The following is a 22,107-nucleotide window of genomic DNA, read 5'->3' on the forward strand; positions in this document are numbered from 1 at the left end:
AAGAAACTTCCCAAAGTGATCGTCAATTCTCTTATAGTGACCCGGAATTGCTCGGGAATTGACGGCTCCAGATGCCCCCACCACGCCCAGAGGACTGACGATTTGCGCCCCTCCCTCCGGTCACTCAGGCCGGTCGCGCCGACCCTGCTGATCTCGGCGGCCGTCACCGGCCTCCTGTGCGCGGGGGCGGTGGCCGCCGCGCCCGGCTCCGTACGGGCTCCGCTGGCGTGGGGCTCGGCCACGGCCGCCGTGCTGCTGACCGCCGCGATCACCACCGCCGCGTACGCCCTCGGCACGGCCCGCCGCACGGCCGGCGCCAGAACGGAAGCGGAACGCGCCGCCGCCGAGGCCCGTGCCGAAGCGGAACGCGCGGTCACCCAGGCCCGCGCCGAAGCGGAACGCGCGGTCACCCAGGCCCGTGCCGAAGCGGAACGTGCCCGCGCCGAAGCCGCCCGCAGCGAGACCGGCCGCGCCGCCGCCGTGGCCGCCTGCGCCAACGCCGCCGGGCGCATGCAGGCCCTGGCCACCAGCATGCTCGCCGACCTCCGCGAGATGGAGCACCGGCACACCGACGAGGACGTCCTCACCGACCTCCTCCACCTCGACCACCGCACCGCCCAGGCCGGCCGCCTCGCCGACTCCATCGCCGTCCTCACCGGCGCCCGCTCCGGCCGCCGCTGGGCGAAGCCGATCGTGATGGAGTCCATCCTGCGCGGCGCGATGAGCCGCATCGGCGGCTACCAGCGCGTACGGCTCCACACCACCAGCGACGCCGCGATCGCCGGCCACGCCGCCGAAGGCGTCATGCACGCGCTCGCCGAACTCCTCGACAACGCCGCGAACTTCTCGCCGCCCACCGCCGAGGTCCACGTGTACGTCGAGGAGGTCCCGGCCGGGCTCGTCGTCACCGTGGAGGACAGCGGCCTGGTCATGAGCGACGTCCAACTGCGCCGCGCCGAGCGGGCCGTCACCGCCGAGGGCACCGACCTGACCGGCCTGTCCGGCACCCGCCTCGGCCTCGCCGTCGTCGGCCGCCTGGCCCGCAAGCACGGGCTGACCGTGTCGTTCCGCCCCTCGGCCCGGGGCGGCACCGGCGCGCTGATGATGATCCCGCACGAGCTGATCACCCGCCCGCGCGCCGAGGTCCGCCCGCTCCCCGAGGCTCCACCCGCACCCGCACCCCGCACCACCCAGGAGCGCCACCAGGAGCGCCACCAGGACCGCCACCGGGAGCGTCCCGCCTCGCCGTTCACCAGCGCCGGGGACCCCGCCCCCACCCGGCTCCCCAAGCGCCGCCGGGGCCAGACCCTCGCGGCCGCCCACCCCGAAGGCACTCCCACCACCCCCGCCGAAAGCTCCGACACCGCCTCCCGGACCCGGTCGGCGGCCCGATTCAGCAGCTTCCGCCAAGCGGTACGCACCACCACGGAAGGCACCCCCCGATGACCACCGGCACCGGCACCACCACCGACGACAAGCTCACCTGGCTCCTGGAGAGCCTGCTCCGGCGCACGCCCGGCGCACGCCACGCGCTCGTGCTGTCCCGGGACGGCCTCAAGCTGTGCCGTACGCCGGAGCTCTCCGTCGACCAGGCCGACCAACTGGCCGCCATAGCGGCGGGCATCCAGAGCCTGTCGCACGGCGCGTCCGTCGAGTTCGGCGACGGGACCGGCGGCGTACGGTCCGCGATGGCGGAGTTCTACGGCGGCATCCTGCTGATCGTCGAGGCCGGGCAGGGCGCCCACCTCGCGGTGGTCGCCGCCGAGGACTCCGACGTCGGCCTCGTCGGGCACAACATGAGCGAGCTCGTCGAGCAGCTCGGCGAGCACCTGCACGCCGAGCCCCGCACACCGTGAGCCCCGGCAGCCACCGGGACGAGTCCCCGGACCGGCTGTACACCATCACCGGTGGCCGTACCCGGTCCGCGCCGGACGCCCCGTTCGACCTCGTCACCCTCGTGGTGGCGGAGTCGGAGCCGGTGCCCGGCATGCAGTCCGAGCACGCCGCGATCCTGCGGACGTGCCGGCGCCCCACGGCCGTCGTCGAGGTGGCGGCCGAACTGGCCCTGCCCATCGGCATCGTGCGCATCCTGCTGACCGACCTGCTCGGCACGGGCCGGATCAGCGCCCGCCACCCCCGCACGGCCGGCCAGGGCTCCACGTACCGCCTTCCCGACCCCGACATCCTGGAGCAGGTGCTCGTTGGACTCCGCAACCTCTGAACGGACACCGCTCACCAGCACCGCCGACAACGGTCTCAAGATCGTGATCGTCGGCGGTTTCGGTGTCGGCAAGACCACCCTCGTGCGCTCCGTCAGCGAGATCCGTCCCCTCAACACCGAGGAGACGATGACCAGCGCGGGCGAGGCCGTCGACGACGTCGCCCAGGTCCACACCAAGACGTCCACCACCGTCGCCTTCGACTTCGGCCGCATCACACTCGACGCGCACAACGTCCTGTACCTCTTCGGCGCCCCGGGCCAGGAACGCTTCTGGTTCCTGTGGGACCGCCTCTTCTCCGGCACCCTCGGCGCGGTCGTCCTCGTCGACACCCGCCGCCTCGCCGACTCCTGGTACGCGATCGACCGCCTGGAGCACCACGGCATGCCGTTCATCGTCGCCTGCAACGACTTCGGCGGCCCGGCCCACACCGAGCGGGAGATCCGCGAGGCGCTCGACCTGGCCGACGACGTACCGCTGGTGGAGTGCGACGCCCGCGACCGCTCGTCCAGCAAGTACGTGCTGATCACCCTCGTCACCCACCTCCAACGCATGCACGCCCAACGGGAGACCAGAACATGACCGCCCCCGTGCCCCTGTCCGGGCCCCGGTTCCAGGCCGAACCCGCCGAGCTGTACCGGGAGATGAGGCGCGAGCACGGAGCCGTCGCCCCGGTCGTGCTCGACGGGGAAGTCCCGGCCTGGCTGGTGCTCGACTACCGGGAACTGCACCAGGTCACCAGCGACCCGGTGCTCTTCAGCCGTGACTCGGAGCTGTGGAACCAGTGGGACCGCATCCCCGGCGACTGGCCGCTCCTGCCCATGATCGGCCGCAAGCAGCCGTCCATCCTCTACACGGTCGGCGAGCGGCACCGCGAGCGCGCCGCGATGATCGGCGACGCGCTGGAGTCCGTCGACCCCTTCACCCTGCGCCGGTACGCCGAGGGGTACGCGGACGGGCTCATCGACGCGTTCTGCGGCGCGGGCGAGGCGGAGCTGGTCGCCCAGTACGCCATGCTGCTGCCGGTCCGCGTGCTGGTGAAGATCTACGGCGTGCCCGACGAGCAGGGCCCCGGGCTGGTCACCGCGCTCAACGACATGATCGACGGCCGGGAGCGGGCCCTGGCGGGCCAGCAGCACCTGGCCGGGGCGGTGTCCGGCCTGCTCGCCGCCAAGCGGGCCGAGCCGGGCGACGACGTGGCCTCGCGCATGCTGGCCGACCCGGCCGGGTTCACCGTCGAGGAGATCGCCCAGGACCTGATGGTGATGATGGCGGCCGGGCACCAGCCGACGGCCGACTGGATCGGCAACTCGCTGCGCCTGATGCTGACCGACGACCGGTTCGCCGCGTCCCTGTCCGGCGGCCGCCACTCCGTCGCCGAGGCGATGAACGAGGTGCTGTGGGCCGACACCCCGACCCAGAACGTGGCCGGCCGGTGGGCCTCGCGCGACACGCACCTGGGCGGGCGGCACATCAAGGCCGGCGACCTGCTGCTGCTGGGCCTGGCCGCCGCCAACGCCGACCCGCAGGTCCACATCGACAACGCGGCCCTCACCGGCGGCAACAGCGCCCACTTCTCCTTCGGCCACGGCGAGCACCGCTGCCCGTTCCCCGCCCAGGAGATCGCCGAGGTCATCGCCCGCACCGGGATCGAGGTGCTGCTGGACCGGCTGCCCGACCTGGACCTGGCCGTCCCGGCCGGCTCCCTCACCCGGCGCCCGTCGCCGTGGCTGCGCGGCCTGACCGACCTGCCCGTGACGTTCACCCCGACCCCCGCCCTGGGAGGCACCCCGTGACCACAGAGCCGATCCACCTCGACCCGTTCGTCACCGACCTCGACGGCGAGAGCGCGGCACTGCGCGCGGCCGGGCCGCTGGCCCGGGTCGTCCTGCCGGGCGGGGTGCCGGTGTGGGCGGTCACGCACCACGCGGAGGCGCGCGAGCTGCTCACCGACAAGCGGCTGGTGAAGGACATCGACGTGTGGGGCGCCTGGCGGCGCGGCGAGATACCGCCGGACTGGCCGCTGATCGGCCTGGCCAACCCCGGCCGGTCCATGCTGACCGTGGACGGTGAGGACCACCGCCGGCTGCGGGCGCTGGTCGCCCAGGCGCTCACCCCGCGCCGGGTGGAGCGGATGCGGGCGCGGATCACCGAGCTGACCGACGGCCTGCTGGAGGGCCTCGCCGCGCACGGCCCGGACGAGACCGTGGACCTCAAGGCCGCCTTCGCCTACCCGCTCCCCATGTACGTGATCAGCGACCTGATGGGCATCGACCCGGCGGACCACCCGCGCCTGAAGGTGCTGTTCGACAGGTTCTTCTCCACCCAGACGCCGCCCGAGGAGGTCGTGGCGACCCTCGGCGAGCTGGCCGGGATGATGGCGAAGGTGGTGTCCGCGCGGCGGGCGGAGCCCGGCGACGACCTGACGAGCGCGCTGATCGCCGCCTCGGAGGACGGCGACCACCTGACGGACGAGGAGATCGTCTCCACCCTCCAGCTCATGGTGGCGGCGGGCCACGAGACGACCATCTCGCTGATCGTCAACGCCGTGGTGAACCTCTCCGCCCACCCCGGGCAGCTCGCCCTCGTCCGCTCCGGCGAGGCGGGCTGGGACGCGGTGGTCGAGGAGACCCTCCGTCACTCCACCCCCACCTCGCACGTCCTGATCCGGTTCGCGACCGAGGACGTCCGGGTCGGCGACCGGACCCTGCCGGCGGGGGACGCGCTGATCGTGTCGTACGGGGCGATCGGCCGCGACGAGAAGCAGCACGGCCCGGGCGCCGGCGCCTTCGACATCACCCGCTCGCCCAACCGGCACATCTCCTTCGGCCACGGCCCGCACGTCTGCCCGGGCGCCGCGCTGTCCCGGCTGGAGGCCGGGGTCGCCCTGCCGGCCCTGTACGGGCGCTTCCCGGAGCTCGATCTGGCGGTGCCCGCGTCGGAGCTGCGCAACAAGCCGGTCGTCACCCAGAACGACCTCTTCGAGCTCCCGGTCAAACTGGGCCCGCGTGCGTGGTGACTTGCCATTTCGTGTCTCATCGGACGGACACGGTCATCGGCCGCGTCCTTGAGCGGCTAGGCTCCGACCGTGGCTGAGATCCGGATTCCCGCTGACATCAAGCCCGCCGACGGCCGTTTCGGCGCGGGCCCCTCCAAGGTGCGTACGGAGGCGCTGGACGCCCTGGCCGCCACCGGCACCTCACTCCTCGGTACGTCCCACCGCCAGGCCCCGGTCAAGAACCTGGTCGGCGAGGTCCGCGCGGGCGTACGCGAGCTGTTCTCCCTCCCCGAGGGATACGAGGTGATCCTCGGCAACGGCGGCTCCACCGCCTTCTGGGACATCGCGACCCACGGGCTGATCGAGAACAAGTCGCAGCACCTGTCCTTCGGCGAGTTCTCCTCCAAGTTCGCCAAGGCCGCCAAGCTCGCCCCGTGGCTGGCCGAGCCGACCGTCGTCTCCGCCGACCCGGGCACGCACCCCGAGCCGCGCGCCGAGGCGGGCGTGGACGTGTACGCGCTCACGCACAACGAGACCTCCACCGGTGTCGCCGCGCCGATCAAGCGCGTTCAGGGCGCCGACGAGGGCGCGCTGGTCCTCGTGGACGCGACCTCCGGCGCGGGCGGCCTGCCGGTCGACATCACCGAGTCGGACGTCTACTACTTCGCCCCGCAGAAGTCGTTCGCCTCCGACGGCGGCCTGTGGATCGGCGTGTTCTCCCCGGCCGCGCTGGAGCGCGCGCAGCGGGTCCACGCCTCGGGCCGCCACGTGCCCGAGTTCTTCTCGCTGCCGACTGCGATCGACAACTCGCTGAAGAACCAGACGTACAACACCCCGGCCCTCGCGACCCTCTTCCTGCTCAACGAGCAGCTCAAGTGGATCAACGGCCAGGGCGGTCTGGACTGGTCGGTGCGCCGCACCGCGACCTCGGCGCGCACGCTGTACGGCTGGGCGGAGGAGTCCAAGTACGCGTCGCCGTTCGTCGCCGACCCGTCGAAGCGCTCGCAGGTCATCGGCACGATCGACTTCTCGGACGAGATCGACGCGGCGGCGGTCGCCAAGGTGCTGCGCGCCAACGGCATCGTGGACACCGAGCCGTACCGCAAGCTGGGCCGCAACCAGCTCCGGATCGCGATGTTCCCGGCGATCGACCCGGCGGACGTCGAGGCGCTGACGGCGTGCGTCGACTACGTGATCGAGAAGCTGTAAGCAGCGGTACGCGGTGAGGGGCCCCGACCTGGCTTGGTCGGGGCCCCTCCGTATGCCTTCCGCACGCGGCCGATTACCGCCCTATCCACGCCCTCCACCGGTCCCTACCATCCGAAGCACTCCGGGAGCACGACCCCCGGAGTGGTTGACATGTGCACGACATCCACGGTTGGACCCCCCACCTCCACCCGGCCACCGATCGGAGCCCCATGTCCAGAAGACCCCGGACCCTGCTCGCCGGCGCGACCGTCGCGACGGCCCTGGCGTCGACCGTCCTCGCGCCCAGCCCCGCCTCGGCGGGCATCGTCGCCCCGCCCGACAAGATCGTGATCGAGATCGCGACCGTCAACGGATCGGGCTGTCCCCAGGGCACGGCCGCCGTCGCCGTGGCCCCGGACAACACCGCCTTCACCGTGACGTACAGCGACTACCTCGCCCAGGTGGGCGTGGGCGCGAAGCCGACCGACTTCCGCAAGAACTGCCAGCTCAACCTGATCGTCCACGTCCCGGGCGGCTTCACCTACGCCGTCGCCAGCGCCGACTACCGGGGGTACGCCAAGCTGGAACCCGGCGCCACCGCCGTGCAGAAGGCGTCGTACTACTTCCAGGGCTCGCCCGACACGGCGCAGAAGAGCCACCCGTACAAGGGCCCCTACGACAACAACTGGCAGGCGACCGACGAGACCGACTGGGGTCAGCTCGTGTGGGCGCCGTGCGGGGTGAAGCGGAACTTCAACATCAACACCGAGCTGCGGGTCAGCGCGGGCACCTCGGACCCGACGAAGACCAACAGCTTCATCGCCATGGACTCCACGGACGGCGACATCAAGACGGTCTACCGGCTGGCCTGGAAGGAGTGCCCGAAGTAAGGCCTGAGCCAGGGCCCGAAGCAGGGCCCGTCGTACGCCCTTCCCGGTGACCGGGTGGGCCCGCGCCCCCTCCGCGGGCCCACCCCCCGCCTCACTTCGAGAGCCGCTGGAAGCGCCGGACCGCGAGCGGCAGGAACACCGCCGTGATCACCAGCGGCCACACCACCGCCATCGCCACGGCGTGCTGCTCGACCCAGCTCCCGCCGCCCGCGCCGGGATTGCCGAACAGCTCACGCGTGGCCACCGCCGTGGAGGAGATCGGGTTCCACGCGGCGATCGTGCCCAGCCAGCCCGGCATCGTCCCGGGCTGCACGAAGATGCTGGAGATCATGGTGAGCGGGAAGGCGACCGCGAACAGCCCGCCGGCCGCCTCCGGGTTCGGCACCAGCAGCCCCAGCCAGATGCCCACCCACGTCAGGCAGTAGCGCAGCAGGAGCAGCAGCGCGAAGGCGGCCACGGTCGCGGCGAACCCGCCGTCCGAGCGCCAGCCCATCGCGAACGCCGTCGCCGCCAGGATGGCCAGCTCCGCGCAGGCCACGATCGCGTCGGTGACACCGCGTCCGGTGACCACGGCGGAGGGCGCCATGGGCATGGAGCGGAACCGGTCGATGACGCCCTTGTTGGCGTCGGTCACCACGGCCGTCGCGGTGTTGATGAACCCGAAGGCCATCGTCATCACGAACATGCCGGGCATCAGGAAGTCCCGGTAGTCGGCCGCCCCGCCACCGCCCGGCGGCTTCATCGCGCCGCCGAAGACGTACCCGTACAGCAGGACCGACAGGATCGGGAAGCCGAGCTGCCAGGCGATGTAGACGGGCTTGCGCTGATACAGCGTCAGGTGGCGCCGCACGACGTTCCAGCAGTCGGCGAGGGCCCAATGGGCCCGTCCGCGCCCGGCGATCGGTTCCACGGTGGCACTCATGCCGCGACCCCCTGTCCCGTCAGGCGCAGGAACACGTCGTCGAGGCTCGGCCTGCGCAGCCCGATGTCCTCGACCGGTACGCCCTCGTCCTGGAGGTTCCGGGCCACCTCGGTCAGCGCCGTGACCCGGTCGGCCACGGGCGCGTGGACGCGCCGTTCGGCCTCGTCGAGGTGGGGCTCGCCCAGGCAGACGCGGGCGACGGTCTTGGCCACGCGCGGCAGGTCGGCCGCGTCGGCGGCCACCACCTCGATGCGGTCGCCGCCGACGCGGTTCTTCAGCGCCTCGGGGGTGTCGTCGGCGATGGCGCGGCCCCGGTCGATGACGGTGACGCGCGCGGCCAGCTTGTCGGCCTCCTCCAGGTACTGGGTGGTCAGCAGGACGGTGGTGCCGCCCGCGACCAGCGCCCGTACCGCGTCCCAGACCTCGCCGCGGCCGCGCGGGTCGAGCCCGGTCGTCGGCTCGTCCAGGAACAGCACGCGGGGCGCGAGGATCATCGAGGCGGCCAGGTCCAGGCGGCGCCGCATACCGCCGCTGTAGCCCTCGACGCCCTTGTCGGCGGCCTCGGTCAGCCCGAACCGCTCCAGCAGCTCGTCCGCGCGCGAGCGGGCCCGGCGCCCGCCGAGGTGGAACAGCCGGCCGAACATCTCCAGGTTCTGCCGGCCGGTCAGGATCTCGTCCACGGCCGCGTACTGGCCGGTGAGCCCGATCAGGGCGCGGACGCGGCGGGGGTCGCGCGCCACGTCCACCCCGGCGACCTCCGCGCGGCCGCCGTCGAAGCGGCGCAGCGTGGCCAGTACGCGGACGGCCGTGGTCTTGCCCGCCCCGTTGGGGCCGAGCAGGCCGTGGACGGTGCCGCCGCGCACCGCGAGGTCGAACCCGTCCAGCGCCCGTTTGTCCCCGTACCTCTTCTCCAGGCCCTCGGCCCGTACCGCCCAGTCGTCCATGCGCCCTCCCGTTCGCGAAACCACGTACCCGAAAACTGAGTACACCGTACCCAAGCGAGCGTACACCGTACTCAGTTTTGGTGCGGTGATTTACGCTGACGCCATGACCAGCGACAGGACGCCCGGCCGGACGACGGCGACGAGCGGCAGCGGCGACCTCAACCGCAGCCTGGAACTGCTCTGGGGCACCGGCGAACCCCCCACCCGGGGGCCCAGGCGCGGCCTGACCCTCGACCGGATCGTCACCGCCGCCGTCGAAGTCGCCGACGCCGAAGGGCTGGACGCGGTCTCGATGCGGCGGCTCTCCGCCGAATTGGGCACCGGCACGATGTCGCTGTACCGGTACGTCCCCGGCAAGGCGGAGCTGCTCGACCTCATGCTCGACCGGGTGCGGGGCGCGATGCTCGACCCCCAGCCGCCCGAGCCGTGCGACTGGCGCGCCGCCGTCGACGCCCTGGCCCGCGCCGAACTCGCCCTCTGCCGCCGCCACCCCTGGCTGCTGAAGGTCAACCAGACCCGCACGGTCCTCGGCCCCAGCGCCCTGCGCGGACTCGAACTCGCCCTGATGGGGCTGAAGAGCATGGGCCTGACGGACCCCGAGACCATCTCGGTGATCATCGCCGTCCAGAGCTTCGTCACCGGAATCGCCCGCATGGAGGCCGAGACGGTCGAGGCCGCCAAGGAGACCGGCGTCAGCGACGAGGAGTTCTGGAAGCGCCAGGAGCCCTTCCTCGACCGGGCCATGCGCACCGGCGAATACCCCCTGCTGGCCGCGCTGTCGCCGGACGCCTTCTCCGCCGACTTCGACCACTTCGAGTTCGGACTGCGCGCGCTGCTCGCGGGCTTCGAAAGCCTGGTGGCCTTCCCCGACGCCCCAGCACCCGCCTCGGAGAGCTGACCGCCCCGCGCACCCCCGCCTCCTCCCCTGTGCGGCGGGCACGCTTGCCGATCTCCCTCCGCGGGGACAACACAGCCGACGGGGACCACGGGGGTACGACGGGGGATACGGCCATGGGGCCTGGTGTGCTCTATCTCGCGGCACTGGCGGTGGTGGCCGCCGCGCTCGCCCACCGCCTGCTCGTGGCGGCGGGGATACGGCGGGAGACGAAACGCGCGGTGGAGGTCCGCGAGGACCTGACCGCTCACGAGCTGGCCTTCCTGGCGGGCGGGCCACGGCGCGTGGTGACGATCGCGGTGTACCGGATGAAGCAGCAGGGCCGGCTGTCCGTCACGGAGGACGGCACCGTCACCTTCCACGACGGCGTGGACGCGTCCGGTGCGGCGGACGCCGTCGAGAAGGCGCTCATCGAGGCCGCGGGCATCCACCGCACCGAGCGCCTCGGGAAGCTGGTGGCCCAGGCGGCCTCGACCCGCGCCGTGCAGTCGGTCGGCGACCGCCTGAAGACCGAGTCCGTCCTGGTCAGCCCGTCCCTGCTGCGCCGCCAGTACCGCGCCCGGCGCCTGCTGCGGATCACGGCGGTCCTGCCGCTGGCCCTCACGGTGGGCGAGGTCGCCCTCGGCTCGCCGCACCGCTGGTGGGCCGGGGTGCTGCTGTCCGCGATCGGAGCCGTACCGGCGTGGCTGCTGAAACCGGTGCACGCGCGCGTGCCGGACGAGGTCCGGTGCAAGCTCGACACCTTGCGGGCCGAGCGGGAACGCCCGCCGTCGTCCCGCTCGCCCGACACCCTGACCACACTGGCGGCCACCACCGTCGGCGCCGTGGCCCTGGGCGGTCTGGCCGCCACGCGGGAACCGGAGTTCACGGCACTGGTCACCCCCGAGACCTGGGCCGCCCGGCAGAGCCCCTTCGGCTCCGGCACCGGCTCGCCGGGCTTCGGAGCCGCCTACTGGTGCGGCACCACCGCCGACTGGGGCGGCACCTCCTGCGCGGGCCCGGCGGGCTGCGGCGGCGCGGGCGGAGGCGGGTCCGCCTGCGGTGGGGGCGGAGGCTGCGGCGGCGGGGGGCCGTGAGGCGTTCGCCGGGCGCGGGCGGGCGGACGCCTCATCCCTGGACGATCGGTACGGCCCGTCCCGTGACGCGCGTGCGGTCGTCCTCCGGGGACACGTCGATCAGCAGGTCGCTGGGTCGGCCCATGTCCTCTCCCTGGCGGATCGCGATCGTGGTGGGCCGGGTGACCAGGCCGAGCGTGCGGAGATAGCCGCCGAGCGCCGCGGCCGCCGCTCCCGTCGCCGGGTCCTCCACGACACCGCCGACGGGGAAGGGGTTACGGGCGTGGAACCGCTCCGGCGACTGGCGCCACACCAGGTTCACGGTCGTCCACCCGTGCTCCCGCATCACCGCGGCCAGGGCGTCGAAGTCGTAGTCCAGGTCGGCCAGGCGCGCCCGCGAGGCGGCGGCCAGGACCAGGTGGTCGTTACCGCCGAAGGCCACGTGCGCGGGCAGGGCGGGGTCGAGGTCGGCGCCGGACCACCCCAGGGAGCGCAGGGTCGCGTCCAGCTCCGGGCCCGTGGCGGGCCGGCTGCGGGTGGGGACGCTGGTCAGCGTGGCCACCACCGCGCCCGAGCCGTCGCGACCGGTGGCCACGGGGATCTCGCCCACGGGGGTGTCGAGGAGGATGTCGCCGACGCCCAGCCGCTCGGCGAGCGCGACGGTCAGGGCGATGGTGGCGTGTCCGCAGAACGCCACTTCGGCGAGCGGGCTGAAGTAGCGGACCCGGAACCGTCGCGCCGCCTCGTCCGCGCGCGTCACGAACGCGGTCTCGGAGTAGCCGAGGTCGGCGGCGATCGCGAGCATCGCCGCGTCGTCCAGCCCGGAGGCGTCGAGGACGACGCCGGCGGGGTTCCCGCCCTCCGGGACGTCGGTGAAGGCGGAGTAACGGAGGGGCTCGGTCAGCGGGGTGCGGGCTTCGGTGGTGGTCATGGCCCTATGCTGGCGCGCGCCGTCCCATCGCGTCCAACGATCAGTTTTCATCGGGTCGATGCGCCAATCGCATAGCCTGGACCCGTGGACACCCGGCTTCTGCGCACCTTCACGACCCTCGCCCGGACCGGCAGCTTCACCGCCGCCGCCGCGGAGCTGCACGTGGCGCAATCCACGGTCACCGTGCACATCCGCACCCTGGAACGGGAGCTCGACACCCGGCTCTTCGACCGGCTCCCCACCGGCGCGCTGCTCACCGACTCCGGGCGGCGGCTGCTGGTGGAGGCCGAGAACGTCCTGGACGCCGTGGCACGCCTGCGGGCGGGCGGCGACGACGGTGAGGGGGCCGTGAGGGGGCGGGTGGTCGTGGGCACCCCCGAGTCGCTGTGCTCCACCCGGCTCCCGGGCGTCATGGCCGCCTTGCGCGCCCGCCACCCGGAGATCGACGTCCAGCTCCACGCCGCGGGCACGGCGGAGTGCGTGGAGGGTCTGCGGTCGGGACGCCTCGATGTGGCCCTGCTGCTGGAGGAGGACGCCGACTTCCCCGATGTGACCGCCGAGCCGGTCGCCCGCGAACCGCTCGCCCTCGTCTGCGCCCCCGGGCACCCGCTCGCGGCGCGTACGCCTGCGCGTGCCGTCTCCTGGGAGGAGCTGGCGGCGGAGGAGTTCTTCCTGCTGGAAGAGGGCTGCTGCTACAGCGACGCCCTGGAGCGGAGGCTGCTCGCCGTGGCCGGGGCCCGGCCGAGGCTGACCCGGTTCGGGAGCGTGGACGCGGCGCGTGGCTGTGTGGCCGCCGGACTGGGCCTGGCCCTGCTCCCGCTCACGACGGTTCAGGAGCACCTGCGCCAGGGCCGGCTGGCACGGGTCCCCGGACCGGGCTTCGCCGACGTACCCGTCCTGCTGGCCCGGCACAGCAGGCGGTGGGTCGCCCCGGCCTCGCAGGTGTTCACGCGGGAAGTGGTACGGCACCTCTCCGGGTGAGAGCGGCTTCGCCGGCCTCCCCGGCGTGCTCAGCCCCTGGGCCGCCACAGACGCCGCCACGCCAGTACGACGGCGGCGACACCCGCCAGGACCAGGGCGCCGAGCGTGGCGTTCCCGTCGCCGCCGTCGCCCGTACCCGCGCCCGTCCCGGGCGAACCGCCGGTGGGCGAACCGCCGGTGGGCGAAGGCGCGGTCGGCGGTTCCCCGTCCTCCTTCTCCACCGGCACGCGCACCACCGTGCTCTTCGCGCCCTCCGACCCGAACAGCAGCGCCGAGCCGTCCACCGTGTACGTCACCGACTCCGACTGCCGCTGGAACGGCGCGCTCAGCCGCTTCTCCGCGCCGGGCCGGCCGTCCTTCCACGCGTACGCCCGCGCGCTGAAGTAGCCGCGCAGCACCAGTTCCTTCCCGTCCGGTGAGAAGGCCCCGTCGGTGACCCACGGCACCTCGCCGATCCGCCGGAAGACGTTCGGACCGTCGGCGCTCAGCCTGGCCGGGCCTTCGTACAGGCCGCCCCCGTCCTCGTTCTTCGACGCGATGTAGACCCGCCCCGTCTTCGGGTGCACCATCAACGCCTCGGCGTTGCGGGCCCCGTCGGCGTACCGCACCGTGTACTGGGTGGCGTCGATGGTCTGGTCGCGCAACTGCTCCGGCTCCGGGAAGCGGTAGATCCAGACGTGGTCCCAGGAGCCGTCGAGGTTGTCCCCGATGTCGCCGACGTACACCGCGCCGTCCGCCCCGACGGAGATCGCCTCCATGTCGCGGGGCGTGCCGACGCCCCGGAGGGTGATCGTGGCGACGGTCTCGCCGGTCCGCCCGTCCACGGCGAACACCCGTGGCCCGTCCTGATCGTTGTGCGTCCAGTGGACGCCCGGGTGCGCGCGGCTGGCGGCCAGGCCGCTGGACTCGGTGATCCGGGGGTCCTTGATGGTGAACCCACCGTCCTCACCCTCCGCCACGGCCGGGCCGGCGGCCGCCAGCACCACGGCGAGGGCCGCCACCAGGGTCGTACGCAACGAACGCATGATCCCAGTGTCCATGGTCACATCGCACTTACGGGACGGGGTCGGCGATGATGACCCCCATGCGTTTCATGTTCGTCGGCGACAGCCAAACCATCGGACGCGCCGGCGACTACACCTGGCGCTACCGCATGTGGCAGCACCTCGACGCGACCTTCGACGGTCCCTACGCGATCGTCGGCCCGCGCACCGAGCTGTACGAGGCGACCGCCGACGCCGCCGTCTCGCACGCCTACGCCGACCCGGCCTTCCCCGCCGCCGCCCGCAGGCACCTGTCCGGCTGGGGAGAGGGCTGGCTGCACATGGCACCGCTGATCGGCGAGGCGGTCGCGGCGGCGGAGGCGGACGTGCTGCTGGTCGCCCTGGGGCTGATAGACCTGGGCTTCTACACCAACAGCGCCCAGACCTCCGAGAACGTACGCGCCTTCATCGGCGCGGCCCGCGCCGCCAACCCCCGCGTACGGGCGGTCGTCCTGCCGGTGATCCCCAACGTGCGCGCCGAGGACGAGCCTCCGTTCGCCGCCGAGTGCGCCCGCTTCAACGAGCTGCTCGCCAAGACCGTCGCCGACCTCGACGAGCCGGGCTCGCCGCTCCTCCTGGCGTCGCCGCCGGAGGCGTACGACATCCACACCGACACCTACGACGGCACCCACCCCGGTCCGTCGGGCGAGCACAAGCTCGCCGCCGCCTTCGCGACCGCGATGCACCAGGCGTGGGGCCTGGGCGGGCCCTACACGCCTGCCTCATGATCTTCACCACACCCGCTTGATTCACAGAAAACACACATTTAACGTTCATTCGTCCTTCCCCCACACGAATGTGCGTACGCACGGCTTCGACGTCTCAGGCAGCCCCCCATCTCCGAGCGAGCGGCGTAAGCAAGCGCCGCCCCGCCCCCGGAGGTCCTGCCCCCGATGTCGCCGATATCCCCCATATCCCGTCGTACCGCCCTCGGGGTGCTCGGCCTCGGAGCAGCAGGCGTCGCCGGCCTCACCGGGTGTGCGGACACCACCCCTCCCGTGCGCAAGAAGGCCGCCAGCGGCCACAACCCCGTCACCGCCGAGAACTCCCTCCCCGGCTCCAAGGGCTGGCACATCCCCACGGACGGCAAGCACACCAACAAGGACCGGCTCGGCCAGATCCAGGGGTACGCCTCCGCCACCTCCGTCGGCCGGGGCGAGCGGATCGCCTTCCACGTCTCCCTCCGCGAGGCCCAGCCCTTCACCGTCACCGTCCACCGGATCGGCCACTACGGCGGCACCGGCGGCCGCTCCATGGTCACCAGCCCCGAGCTCCCCGGCGCCCCGCGCCCCACCCCGAAGCCCGACCCCACGACCGGCGCCATCGTCTGCGACTGGCCCGCCTCCTGGACCCTGACCGTGCCGGACGACTGGACCTCCGGCGCCTACGTCGCCGTGTTCACCGCCGAGGACGGCCACCGAAGCTGCACCCCGTTCGTGGTGCGCGAGCCCGCGCGCGCCTCGGACGTGCTGGTCGTCCTGCCGTTCGCCACGTACCAGGCGTACAACCAGTGGCCGCTGGACGGCCGCACCGGCAAGAACCTCTACAAGGGGTACGCCCGCCCCGGCGTCGTCGGCGACAACAAGCACCGCGCCTTCCGCGTCTCCTTCGACCGGCCCTACTCCGACCACGGCCTGCCCCGCTGGGCGGAACTGGACCTCGCCTTCACCCGGTGGATCGAGCGGCACGGGTACGACGCCACCTACGCCACCAGCACCGACCTGCACGAGGGCCGCGTCGACCCGGCCCAGTACACGGCCATGGTCTTCCCCGGCCACGACGAGTACTGGTCGAAGCCCATGCGGGACGTCGTGGAGCGTGCCGTCGCCGTGGGCACCCACGTCGCCTTCCTCGCCGCCAACAACATCTACTTCCACGTCCGCCTCGCCGAGGACGCCCACGGCATCCCCTGCCGCGCGGTCGTCTGCTACAAGCAGGACCACGACCCGGAACCCGACGAGAACGGCCCCACCAAGCGCTGGCGCGACCTTCGCGGCGAGCGCGACGAGAAGCACGGCGGGGCCGAACAGGGCCTGCTCGGCGTCCAGTACAACGGCATCCTCGCCGAGCCCGCGCCCCTCGTCGTCCGCGAACCGGGCCACTGGTTCTGGGCCGGCACCGGCCTGCGCGACGGCGAGGCGATCGCCGGCCTGGTGGGCGTGGAGGCCGACGGCCACGACCCGAAGATGCCCAGCCCCGAAGGCGCCACCCGCACCCTCCTGTCGGAGTCCCCGTACGGCGACACCTGGGGCAAGGGAGGCGGCCGGGGCCGCCGCGTCCAGAACACGGCCCTGACCGAACACCCCGACGGCACCCTCGTCTTCGTCGCCGGCACCTTCCACTGGAGCCTCGCCCTGGGCGACCCCGCCCACGCGGAACCCCGCGTCCAGCGGGCGACGAAGAACCTCCTGGACCGGATGCTGAAGCCCCGGGCGTAAGGGGCCGACGCATCGGGCCACCGGCGGATCGGGCCAACCGGCGGCGGACGGCCGGCCGGAGCGGGCCAACCGGCGGCGACGGACGGCCGGAGCGGCTCAGGCCGCCGGCAGCCAGCCGGACTGGACGGCCTTCACGCCCGCCTCGAAGCGGCTGCGGGCCTCCAGCCGGGCCATCAGATCCGTGGCGATGCGCCGGGCGGTACGGGTGGACACCCCGATCCGCTTGGCGATCGCCTCGTCGGTGTGCCCCTGCGCCAGGAACCGTACGACGGTCTCCTCCTGGTCCGTCAGCCCGTGCCCGGACCTCCGCACGGGCGCCGCGCCCAGGGGCCTGGCCGACTCCCACACGCTCTCGAACAGGGCGCACAGCGCGGTCAGCATGCCCTGCCCGGTGAGGACGACCGCCCCGCCGGCGGTGTCGTTGCTGCTGACCGGGATCACCGCGAGGCGGCGGTCCGCGATGATCAGGCGGGTGGGCAGCGTCGGGGCGGTGCGGACCTCACCGCCCAGCTCCGCCAGCCAGTTGACGTAGTCGACGGTCGGCTGGTGGTTGCGCACGCTGTCGAGGTAGACCGTACGCATCCGGACGCCCTTCTCCAGCAGCTCGCGGTTGAGCGGGCGGGCCGCCTCGATGTTCTCGGGCAACTGTCCGCCGCCCGGCGAGAAGGTCATGACCTCAGTCGTCAGCTCCCGGCCGAGGCGGGTGAGCCGGTCACGAATCTGATCGAGTCCGATGAGCTGTTCCACCCCGGCGGAGTCGGCCGCCGGACGCAAATCCGCGTATTCCGCGATCAGTTGTACGGCAGCGGCGCGGGCCTCTTCCATTCGCTGCTGTTCGGCAACCAGTTCCGCCTGTCTTCGAGCCATCAGCAGTTCCATTCCCACTTCCGGGGAAACTGCGCGCATGGTTCCTGCAACTTCGACGGACGGACGCACAAGCGCCAGCTCACTGAGGGTGTCGAGCGCCCCTCGAATCGAACTTTCAGGAATACCGAGTTGTTCTGACAGCGCGCGCACACCGCTTTTCGGATACGCGAGCATGGCCCTATAGACCGCTTCCGACGTGGAATCCAATCCGAGCATGGAAAGCATGCCGTCCCACCCCCCAGTGAGTTCCAGCCTCGTACTTCAGGCGTCACAATAGATCATTTGCGGCACGGCAAGAAGAGCGGGCTGGGGGCGGGCCCGAAACGGCCAAGGACGGAACGGGCCCGTCCGTTTACTGGCGCTCCAGACGCCCCTTCCGGCAACGCTGGACGCATGTATCTCATTCACGCCCCCCTCAAGCCCGCCGTCCCCGGCGTACCGCCCGAACTCCCGGCCGAGACCGGCGACTTGGTCCGCCGCCTCGCGCACCCCGACGAGCACATCGAGCACGTCTCCCTACACGCCCACGCGCGGCCCTATCCGGTCCTGGGCGTCTTCGTCCTGGCCGACGGCCTCCTGGAGGCTGAGGAACTCGCCGCACGCGCCTGTGCTCGCGCCCTGCACACCTCGCCCCTGCTGCGGGGCTGGCAGCTCGTACGCGCCGAGGCCCCGCTGCTGGAGGCGTCGTTCGGCCTGGCCGATACAGGCCTTGCGGGACCGGCCGCTGGCCCGAACCGTCCGTGGCCCGATCGGTCCAGTTGATCTCTCTTCCACCCCTCCCGCCACCGGGGCAATCTGGTGTCACCGCCGAGGAACACCGGCGGAAACGCAGAACCGAGCAGCAACGAGAGCAGAGCACGAAGGCATCACCGCGGGATGCCGACCGCTCCGGTCTCACACCACGTCAGTCACCTTCGTCCGAAAGGCCAGTGCCATGATCCGCAACCTCTTCTCCCAGGCCGCCGCGGTCGCCGCTCTCGTCGCCGGTACCGCCCTCCTGGTGCCCGCCGCCCTCTCCGCCCCCGCCGACTCCACCACCACCTCGGTCACCGCCGCCCCGTCGGGTGCGGTCATGCAGGGCGACCTCATCTGGGGCTGACGCCCCGACCGACCCCAGCCTGACCGGCCGGCTCCGCCGACTCGGCCGGTGACACGGGGGTCGGTCGCCCGGGCCCTCAGCGCGGCCGACCACGGCCCCACCGCCCGGCACACGTCACCACGCACGCGACCGCGCCCATCCCCGCGGACGTAACACCTCTCACCGCGCCTCACCACGCACGTCACCGCGCCCCGCCGCACCGCGCCTCACCATGCGCCCGGCCGCACCGCACCGCGCACATCACCGCGCCTCACCGCACCGAGCCCCGGCATGCCCGGCCACGCCACCAGCAGCCGCCGCCCGCCCCGTCCGCCCGGTGCACCCCAACCGACTTCCGGGCCCGAGAGCCCGATCACTCACCCACGCCTTCACGCACCCTGAGGAGATCCACCATGTCCGCTCGCCGCACCGTCACCGCCCGCAAGCTCGCCTCCGCCACGCTGGTCGCCGCCTCCGTGCTCGGCCTCGGCATCATCGGCACCGGTACCAGCCACGCCGCCTCTTCCGTCAACGGCGAAATCTCCCGCTCCGAGGTGCTCCAGCGTGCCCAGAACTGGCTGGACCGGAACGTCCAGTACAGCCAGAGCACGGACATGGCGAACTGGGTCTACGGCCCGACCAACGACGTGAAGTACCGGCCGGACTGCTCGGGCTTCATATCGATGGCCTGGCACCTGGGTTCCAGCCTGACGACGTACTCCCTGGACGACCGCGACGTCACGGCCGTGATCGCCAAGAGCGACCTCAAGCCGGGTGACGCCCTCGACACCCACTCCGGCCACGTCATCCTCTTCGAGAAGTGGCTCGACAAGGCGAGCGGCAAGTTCCAGTACATCCACCAGTCCAACCCCACCAACGACATGGCACGCGGCTACGACTGGCTCGACGGCGGCAGCGACGGCGCCATCTCCGGTCACGCCGCGTCCGGTTACTTCGCGCTGCGCTACAAGAACATCGTCGACTCCACCATGAAGGCCACCCACGACTACACGGGTGACAACATCGACGACCTGCTGGGCATCGACACCGCCGGCCAGCTCCACCTCTACCGCAACAACGGCTCCGGCTCACTCGCGAGCAGCGTCGTCGGCCCCGGCTGGGCCGCCATGGACAAGGTCGCCTCCGCCGACTTCAACGGTGACGGCAACGGCGACATCGTCGCCACCAACGGCTCCACCGGCGACCTCTTCCTCTACACCGGCCGTGGCACGGGCGGCTTCAACTCGCCCACCGAGATCGGTCACGGCTGGACCGGCGTCGAGCAGATGGCCGCCGGCGACTTCACCGGCGACGGCAAGGCCGACATCGTCACCGTCAACAAGGCCGACGCCACCCTCAACCTCTACACCGGCACCGGCACCGGCGTCGCCTTCACCAAGCAGATCGGCTCGGGCTGGGGCGCCATGACCAACCTGGCCGTGGGCGACTTCAACGGGGACGACAAGGCGGACGTCGTCGCCAACCGCGAGGACAACGGCATCCTCAACCTCTACACCAGCACCGGCAGCAGCCTGAACGGCGCCATCCAGATCGGCACCAGCTTCCACCTGATGGACAAGCTGACGCTCGCCGACCTCGACACCGACGGCCGTGCCGACGTCGTCGCCACCAACCGCGACAGCGGCGACCTGGTCCTCTACACCAGCAACAGCAACAGCGTCGACGCCGGCCGCACCATCGGCCACGGCTGGGGCAGCGTCCGCGACCTGATCTGACGGTCGACCGCCCCCGCGCCGCAGCGCAGCGCCCGGGGCCCCGCCGCCCACCGGCCGGGCCCCGCCTCCCCTCCCCTTCACTTCCCCGCTTCCCTCACCCACTCAGAGGTTGATCACCCGTGTCCGCTCAGTCGCGCCTCCGCCACATCGCCACCGTCCTCGCCGTCACCGTCGCCGCCCCGCTCGCCGCCGTCGCCGCCACGGCCACCACCGCCGAAGCGGCCTCCGTAGCCACCTGGGACAAGGTCGCCGAATGCGAGTCGGGCGGAAACTGGTCCATCAACACCGGGAACGGCTTCTACGGCGGGCTCCAGTTCTCGTACGACACCTGGAAGGGCTTCGGCGGCCAGGTCTACGCCACCTACGCCCACCAGGCGACGAAGCAGGAGCAGATCCTCATCGCCGAGAAGGTTCTCGCCAGGCAGGGTGAGAACGCCTGGCCGACCTGCGGCCCGCGCGCCGGCCTGGGTGCCGACGACGCCGAGCCGTACCCGGTGGAGGAAGTGAAGAAGCGCACGCACGACTTCACCGGTGACAACATCGACGACCTGCTGGGCGTGGACGGCTCCGGCCAGCTCAACCTCTACCGCAACAACGGCTCGGGCTCTCTCGCGAGCAGCGTCGTCGGCCCCGGCTGGGGCGCCATGGACAAGGTCGCGGCGGCCGACTTCAACGGTGACGGCAACGGCGACATCGTCGCCACCAACGGCTCCACCGGCGACCTCTTCCTCTACACCGGCCGTGGCACGGGCGGCTTCAACTCGCCCACCGAGATCGGTCACGGCTGGACCGGCGTCGAGCAGATGGCCGCCGGTGACTTCACCGGTGACGGCAAGGCCGACATCGTCACCGTCAACAAGGCCGACGCCACCCTCAACCTCTACACCGGCACCGGCACCGGCGTCGCCTTCACCAAGCAGATCGGCTCGGGCTGGGGCGCCATGACCAACCTGGCCGTCGGTGACTTCAACGGCGACGGCAAGGCGGACGTCGTCGCCAACCGCGAGGACAACGGCATCCTCAACCTCTACACCAGCACCGGCAGCAGCCTGAACGGCGCCATCCAGATCGGCACCAGCTTCCACCTGATGAGCCAGCTCACCCTGTCCGACCTGGACAACGACGGCCGTGCCGACGTCGTCGCCACCAACCGCGACAGCGGCGACCTGGTCCTCTACACCAGCAACAGCAACAGCGTCGACGCCGGCCGCACCATCGGCCACGGCTGGTCCACGATGCAGCACCTGATCTGACGGTCACCCGGTCCATTGGAAGGGCCCGCCATCCTCCCCCGAGGTGGCGGGCCCTTTCGGCGCATGGGATCAGACCGTCGGGGAGGCGCTGAACAGGTGCTTCCCGAAGCCCTTGCCGTCGTTGTTCCAGTCCAGGAACAGCTCACCGTCGGCCAGGCCACGGGCGGAGCCGATGTTGTAGCTGAGGACGGGCGTGGTGTACGAGTTGTTGTAGTTGGCGTTGGAGTCGCTGTTCTCCAGGCGCGACTCGATGCCCCAGTAGTTGGCGGACTTCTTCACCGGGTCGGTGCCGGACTGCGACTTCTTGACCTGGAGCTTGAAGTAGGCGCCGTCGAATATCGTGCTGTCGTCGACCTGGCCGTACGCCGGGCCGTCCCAACTGATCTTCGCGTACGTGTAGACGGTCGAGCCGGAGCGCTTGGCGCACAGGCTGACCTTGAAGTCCCAGTTGTCCGCCCAGGGACCGTCGTACGACGCGTCGTCCACGGACTTGGTGCTGGTGGTGCACCGGTAGTCGGCGGCGGAGGCCGGGGTGGCGGTCGCGAGGGCGGCCGTGCCGGCGAGCGCGGCGACGACGACGGCGGTGGAGGCGGAACGCTTGAGCTTGCGCATGCGGTGCCTTTCGTAGGCGGACGATTCCGGCTGTGGAGGGTGGCGTGACTACGCAAG

Annotated in this window: 23 protein-coding genes; 17 read left to right on the forward strand and 6 right to left on the reverse strand. The window is 72.0% G+C overall.

Features of this window, described 5'->3' with window-relative positions:
• Nucleotides 1–102 precede the first annotated feature (102 nt).
• The 8 genes from ACZ46W_RS20625 to ACZ46W_RS20660 all read left to right on the forward strand — a co-directional run bounded on the left by ACZ46W_RS20625 (nt 103) and on the right by ACZ46W_RS20660 (nt 7,295).
• Nucleotides 103–1,446, forward strand: coding sequence for a sensor histidine kinase (locus ACZ46W_RS20625; protein ID WP_468339454.1), 1,344 nt, complete (start codon nt 103–105; stop codon nt 1,444–1,446).
• The gene (locus ACZ46W_RS20630; protein WP_468339456.1) at nt 1,443–1,856 is read left to right on the forward strand and encodes a roadblock/LC7 domain-containing protein; all 414 of its coding nucleotides are present in this window, start codon (nt 1,443–1,445) and stop codon (nt 1,854–1,856) included. The genes ACZ46W_RS20625 and ACZ46W_RS20630 overlap by 4 nt, the downstream gene beginning before the upstream one ends.
• Nucleotides 1,853–2,221, forward strand: a complete 369-nt coding sequence (locus ACZ46W_RS20635; RefSeq protein ID WP_468339458.1) for a DUF742 domain-containing protein — start codon at nt 1,853–1,855, stop codon at nt 2,219–2,221. Before ACZ46W_RS20630 ends, ACZ46W_RS20635 begins: the two co-directional genes overlap by 4 nt.
• The gene (locus tag ACZ46W_RS20640; protein ID WP_468339460.1) at nt 2,202–2,801 is read left to right on the forward strand and encodes a GTP-binding protein; all 600 of its coding nucleotides are present in this window, start codon (nt 2,202–2,204) and stop codon (nt 2,799–2,801) included. Before ACZ46W_RS20635 ends, ACZ46W_RS20640 begins: the two co-directional genes overlap by 20 nt.
• Nucleotides 2,798–4,015: a cytochrome P450 gene (locus ACZ46W_RS20645; protein ID WP_468339462.1), complete on the forward strand. Its 1,218-nt coding sequence runs from the start codon at nt 2,798–2,800 to the stop codon at nt 4,013–4,015. Before ACZ46W_RS20640 ends, ACZ46W_RS20645 begins: the two co-directional genes overlap by 4 nt.
• The gene (locus tag ACZ46W_RS20650; RefSeq protein WP_468339464.1) at nt 4,012–5,238 is read left to right on the forward strand and encodes a cytochrome P450 family protein; all 1,227 of its coding nucleotides are present in this window, start codon (nt 4,012–4,014) and stop codon (nt 5,236–5,238) included. Before ACZ46W_RS20645 ends, ACZ46W_RS20650 begins: the two co-directional genes overlap by 4 nt.
• 69 nt (nt 5,239–5,307) lie before the next feature.
• Nucleotides 5,308–6,426 (forward strand): phosphoserine transaminase, encoded by a 1,119-nt coding sequence (gene serC, locus ACZ46W_RS20655; RefSeq protein ID WP_468339466.1) that lies wholly within the window; start codon nt 5,308–5,310, stop codon nt 6,424–6,426.
• A gap of 209 nt (nt 6,427–6,635) precedes the next feature.
• Nucleotides 6,636–7,295, forward strand: a complete 660-nt coding sequence (locus ACZ46W_RS20660) for a DUF4360 domain-containing protein (RefSeq protein WP_468339468.1) — start codon at nt 6,636–6,638, stop codon at nt 7,293–7,295.
• A 91-nt stretch (nt 7,296–7,386) separates the two neighbouring features.
• Here ACZ46W_RS20660 and ACZ46W_RS20665 read toward each other — a convergent pair whose 3' ends face one another.
• Entirely contained in the window at nt 7,387–8,217 is an 831-nt protein-coding gene (locus tag ACZ46W_RS20665) for an ABC transporter permease (protein WP_468339470.1), read from the reverse strand.
• On the reverse strand, nt 8,214–9,161 hold the full coding sequence (locus tag ACZ46W_RS20670; protein WP_468339472.1) for an ATP-binding cassette domain-containing protein: 948 nt from the start codon (nt 9,159–9,161) through the stop codon (nt 8,214–8,216). Before ACZ46W_RS20670 ends, ACZ46W_RS20665 begins: the two co-directional genes overlap by 4 nt.
• 103 nt (nt 9,162–9,264) lie before the next feature.
• On the opposite strand from ACZ46W_RS20670, the gene ACZ46W_RS20675 reads away from it, so the two are divergent.
• Both ACZ46W_RS20675 and ACZ46W_RS20680 read left to right on the forward strand, forming a co-directional pair.
• Complete coding sequence (locus ACZ46W_RS20675; RefSeq protein WP_468339474.1) at nt 9,265–10,059, forward strand: TetR/AcrR family transcriptional regulator; 795 nt, start codon at nt 9,265–9,267, stop codon at nt 10,057–10,059.
• 113 nt (nt 10,060–10,172) lie between these two features.
• Nucleotides 10,173–11,132, forward strand: coding sequence for a TIGR04222 domain-containing membrane protein (locus ACZ46W_RS20680; RefSeq protein ID WP_468339476.1), 960 nt, complete (start codon nt 10,173–10,175; stop codon nt 11,130–11,132).
• A gap of 31 nt (nt 11,133–11,163) precedes the next feature.
• On the opposite strand, the gene ACZ46W_RS20685 is transcribed toward ACZ46W_RS20680, so the two are convergent.
• A complete protein-coding gene (locus tag ACZ46W_RS20685) occupies nt 11,164–12,042 on the reverse strand; it encodes a PhzF family phenazine biosynthesis isomerase (protein ID WP_468339478.1) in 879 nt (292 codons plus the stop codon).
• Nucleotides 12,043–12,126: 84 nt separating this feature from the next.
• Here ACZ46W_RS20685 and ACZ46W_RS20690 point away from each other — a divergent pair, with 84 nt between their 5' ends.
• Nucleotides 12,127–13,023 carry a LysR family transcriptional regulator gene (locus ACZ46W_RS20690; RefSeq protein ID WP_468339480.1) on the forward strand — a complete coding sequence of 299 codons (897 nt, stop codon included), beginning with the start codon at nt 12,127–12,129 and terminating at the stop codon, nt 13,021–13,023.
• A gap of 29 nt (nt 13,024–13,052) precedes the next feature.
• Here ACZ46W_RS20690 and ACZ46W_RS20695 read toward each other — a convergent pair whose 3' ends face one another.
• On the reverse strand, nt 13,053–14,048 hold the full coding sequence (locus ACZ46W_RS20695) for a WD40 repeat domain-containing protein (RefSeq protein ID WP_468339482.1): 996 nt from the start codon (nt 14,046–14,048) through the stop codon (nt 13,053–13,055).
• Nucleotides 14,049–14,107: 59 nt separating this feature from the next.
• Between ACZ46W_RS20695 and ACZ46W_RS20700 the strand changes: the two genes are divergently transcribed.
• Both ACZ46W_RS20700 and ACZ46W_RS20705 read left to right on the forward strand, forming a co-directional pair.
• A complete protein-coding gene (locus ACZ46W_RS20700) occupies nt 14,108–14,794 on the forward strand; it encodes a GDSL-type esterase/lipase family protein (RefSeq protein WP_468339484.1) in 687 nt (228 codons plus the stop codon).
• Nucleotides 14,795–14,959: 165 nt separating this feature from the next.
• Complete coding sequence (locus ACZ46W_RS20705) at nt 14,960–16,504, forward strand: N,N-dimethylformamidase beta subunit family domain-containing protein (protein ID WP_468339486.1); 1,545 nt, start codon at nt 14,960–14,962, stop codon at nt 16,502–16,504.
• A 96-nt stretch (nt 16,505–16,600) separates the two neighbouring features.
• Here ACZ46W_RS20705 and ACZ46W_RS20710 read toward each other — a convergent pair whose 3' ends face one another.
• A complete protein-coding gene (locus ACZ46W_RS20710; protein WP_468339488.1) occupies nt 16,601–17,596 on the reverse strand; it encodes a helix-turn-helix domain-containing protein in 996 nt (331 codons plus the stop codon).
• Between the two features lie 168 nt (nt 17,597–17,764).
• Between ACZ46W_RS20710 and ACZ46W_RS20715 the strand changes: the two genes are divergently transcribed.
• The 4 genes from ACZ46W_RS20715 to ACZ46W_RS20730 all read left to right on the forward strand — a co-directional run bounded on the left by ACZ46W_RS20715 (nt 17,765) and on the right by ACZ46W_RS20730 (nt 21,438).
• Nucleotides 17,765–18,133: a hypothetical protein gene (locus tag ACZ46W_RS20715; protein WP_468339490.1), complete on the forward strand. Its 369-nt coding sequence runs from the start codon at nt 17,765–17,767 to the stop codon at nt 18,131–18,133.
• Between the two features lie 172 nt (nt 18,134–18,305).
• A complete protein-coding gene (locus ACZ46W_RS20720; protein WP_468339492.1) occupies nt 18,306–18,470 on the forward strand; it encodes a hypothetical protein in 165 nt (54 codons plus the stop codon).
• A gap of 392 nt (nt 18,471–18,862) precedes the next feature.
• Nucleotides 18,863–20,185, forward strand: coding sequence for a C40 family peptidase (locus ACZ46W_RS20725; protein WP_468339494.1), 1,323 nt, complete (start codon nt 18,863–18,865; stop codon nt 20,183–20,185).
• Nucleotides 20,186–20,304: 119 nt separating this feature from the next.
• The gene (locus tag ACZ46W_RS20730) at nt 20,305–21,438 is read left to right on the forward strand and encodes a transglycosylase family protein (RefSeq protein ID WP_468339496.1); all 1,134 of its coding nucleotides are present in this window, start codon (nt 20,305–20,307) and stop codon (nt 21,436–21,438) included.
• 69 nt (nt 21,439–21,507) lie between these two features.
• On the opposite strand, the gene ACZ46W_RS20735 is transcribed toward ACZ46W_RS20730, so the two are convergent.
• Nucleotides 21,508–22,050, reverse strand: coding sequence for a hypothetical protein (locus tag ACZ46W_RS20735; protein ID WP_468339498.1), 543 nt, complete (start codon nt 22,048–22,050; stop codon nt 21,508–21,510).
• Nucleotides 22,051–22,107 lie beyond the last annotated feature (57 nt).

This window comes from Streptomyces sp. NPDC031064 (assembly GCF_055570965.1).

Excerpts from the sequence above, each read along its gene's own strand:
- ACZ46W_RS20685 (WP_468339478.1), bottom strand. The coding sequence starts at position 12,042 with ATGACCACCACCGAAGCCCGCACCCCGCTGACCGAGCCCCTCCGTTAC.
- ACZ46W_RS20710 (WP_468339488.1), bottom strand. The coding sequence starts at position 17,596 with ATGCTTTCCATGCTCGGATTGGATTCCACGTCGGAAGCGGTCTATAGG.
- ACZ46W_RS20675 (WP_468339474.1), top strand. The coding sequence starts at position 9,265 with ATGACCAGCGACAGGACGCCCGGCCGGACGACGGCGACGAGCGGCAGC.
- ACZ46W_RS20725 (WP_468339494.1), top strand. The coding sequence starts at position 18,863 with ATGTCCGCTCGCCGCACCGTCACCGCCCGCAAGCTCGCCTCCGCCACG.
- ACZ46W_RS20695 (WP_468339482.1), bottom strand. The coding sequence starts at position 14,048 with ATGCGTTCGTTGCGTACGACCCTGGTGGCGGCCCTCGCCGTGGTGCTG.
- ACZ46W_RS20670 (WP_468339472.1), bottom strand. The coding sequence starts at position 9,161 with ATGGACGACTGGGCGGTACGGGCCGAGGGCCTGGAGAAGAGGTACGGG.
- ACZ46W_RS20645 (WP_468339462.1), top strand. The coding sequence starts at position 2,798 with ATGACCGCCCCCGTGCCCCTGTCCGGGCCCCGGTTCCAGGCCGAACCC.
- ACZ46W_RS20665 (WP_468339470.1), bottom strand. The coding sequence starts at position 8,217 with ATGAGTGCCACCGTGGAACCGATCGCCGGGCGCGGACGGGCCCATTGG.
- ACZ46W_RS20735 (WP_468339498.1), bottom strand. The coding sequence starts at position 22,050 with ATGCGCAAGCTCAAGCGTTCCGCCTCCACCGCCGTCGTCGTCGCCGCG.
- ACZ46W_RS20680 (WP_468339476.1), top strand. The coding sequence starts at position 10,173 with ATGGGGCCTGGTGTGCTCTATCTCGCGGCACTGGCGGTGGTGGCCGCC.
- ACZ46W_RS20630 (WP_468339456.1), top strand. The coding sequence starts at position 1,443 with ATGACCACCGGCACCGGCACCACCACCGACGACAAGCTCACCTGGCTC.
- ACZ46W_RS20720 (WP_468339492.1), top strand. The coding sequence starts at position 18,306 with ATGATCCGCAACCTCTTCTCCCAGGCCGCCGCGGTCGCCGCTCTCGTC.
- ACZ46W_RS20660 (WP_468339468.1), top strand. The coding sequence starts at position 6,636 with ATGTCCAGAAGACCCCGGACCCTGCTCGCCGGCGCGACCGTCGCGACG.
- ACZ46W_RS20715 (WP_468339490.1), top strand. The coding sequence starts at position 17,765 with ATGTATCTCATTCACGCCCCCCTCAAGCCCGCCGTCCCCGGCGTACCG.
- ACZ46W_RS20700 (WP_468339484.1), top strand. The coding sequence starts at position 14,108 with ATGCGTTTCATGTTCGTCGGCGACAGCCAAACCATCGGACGCGCCGGC.
- ACZ46W_RS20705 (WP_468339486.1), top strand. The coding sequence starts at position 14,960 with ATGTCGCCGATATCCCCCATATCCCGTCGTACCGCCCTCGGGGTGCTC.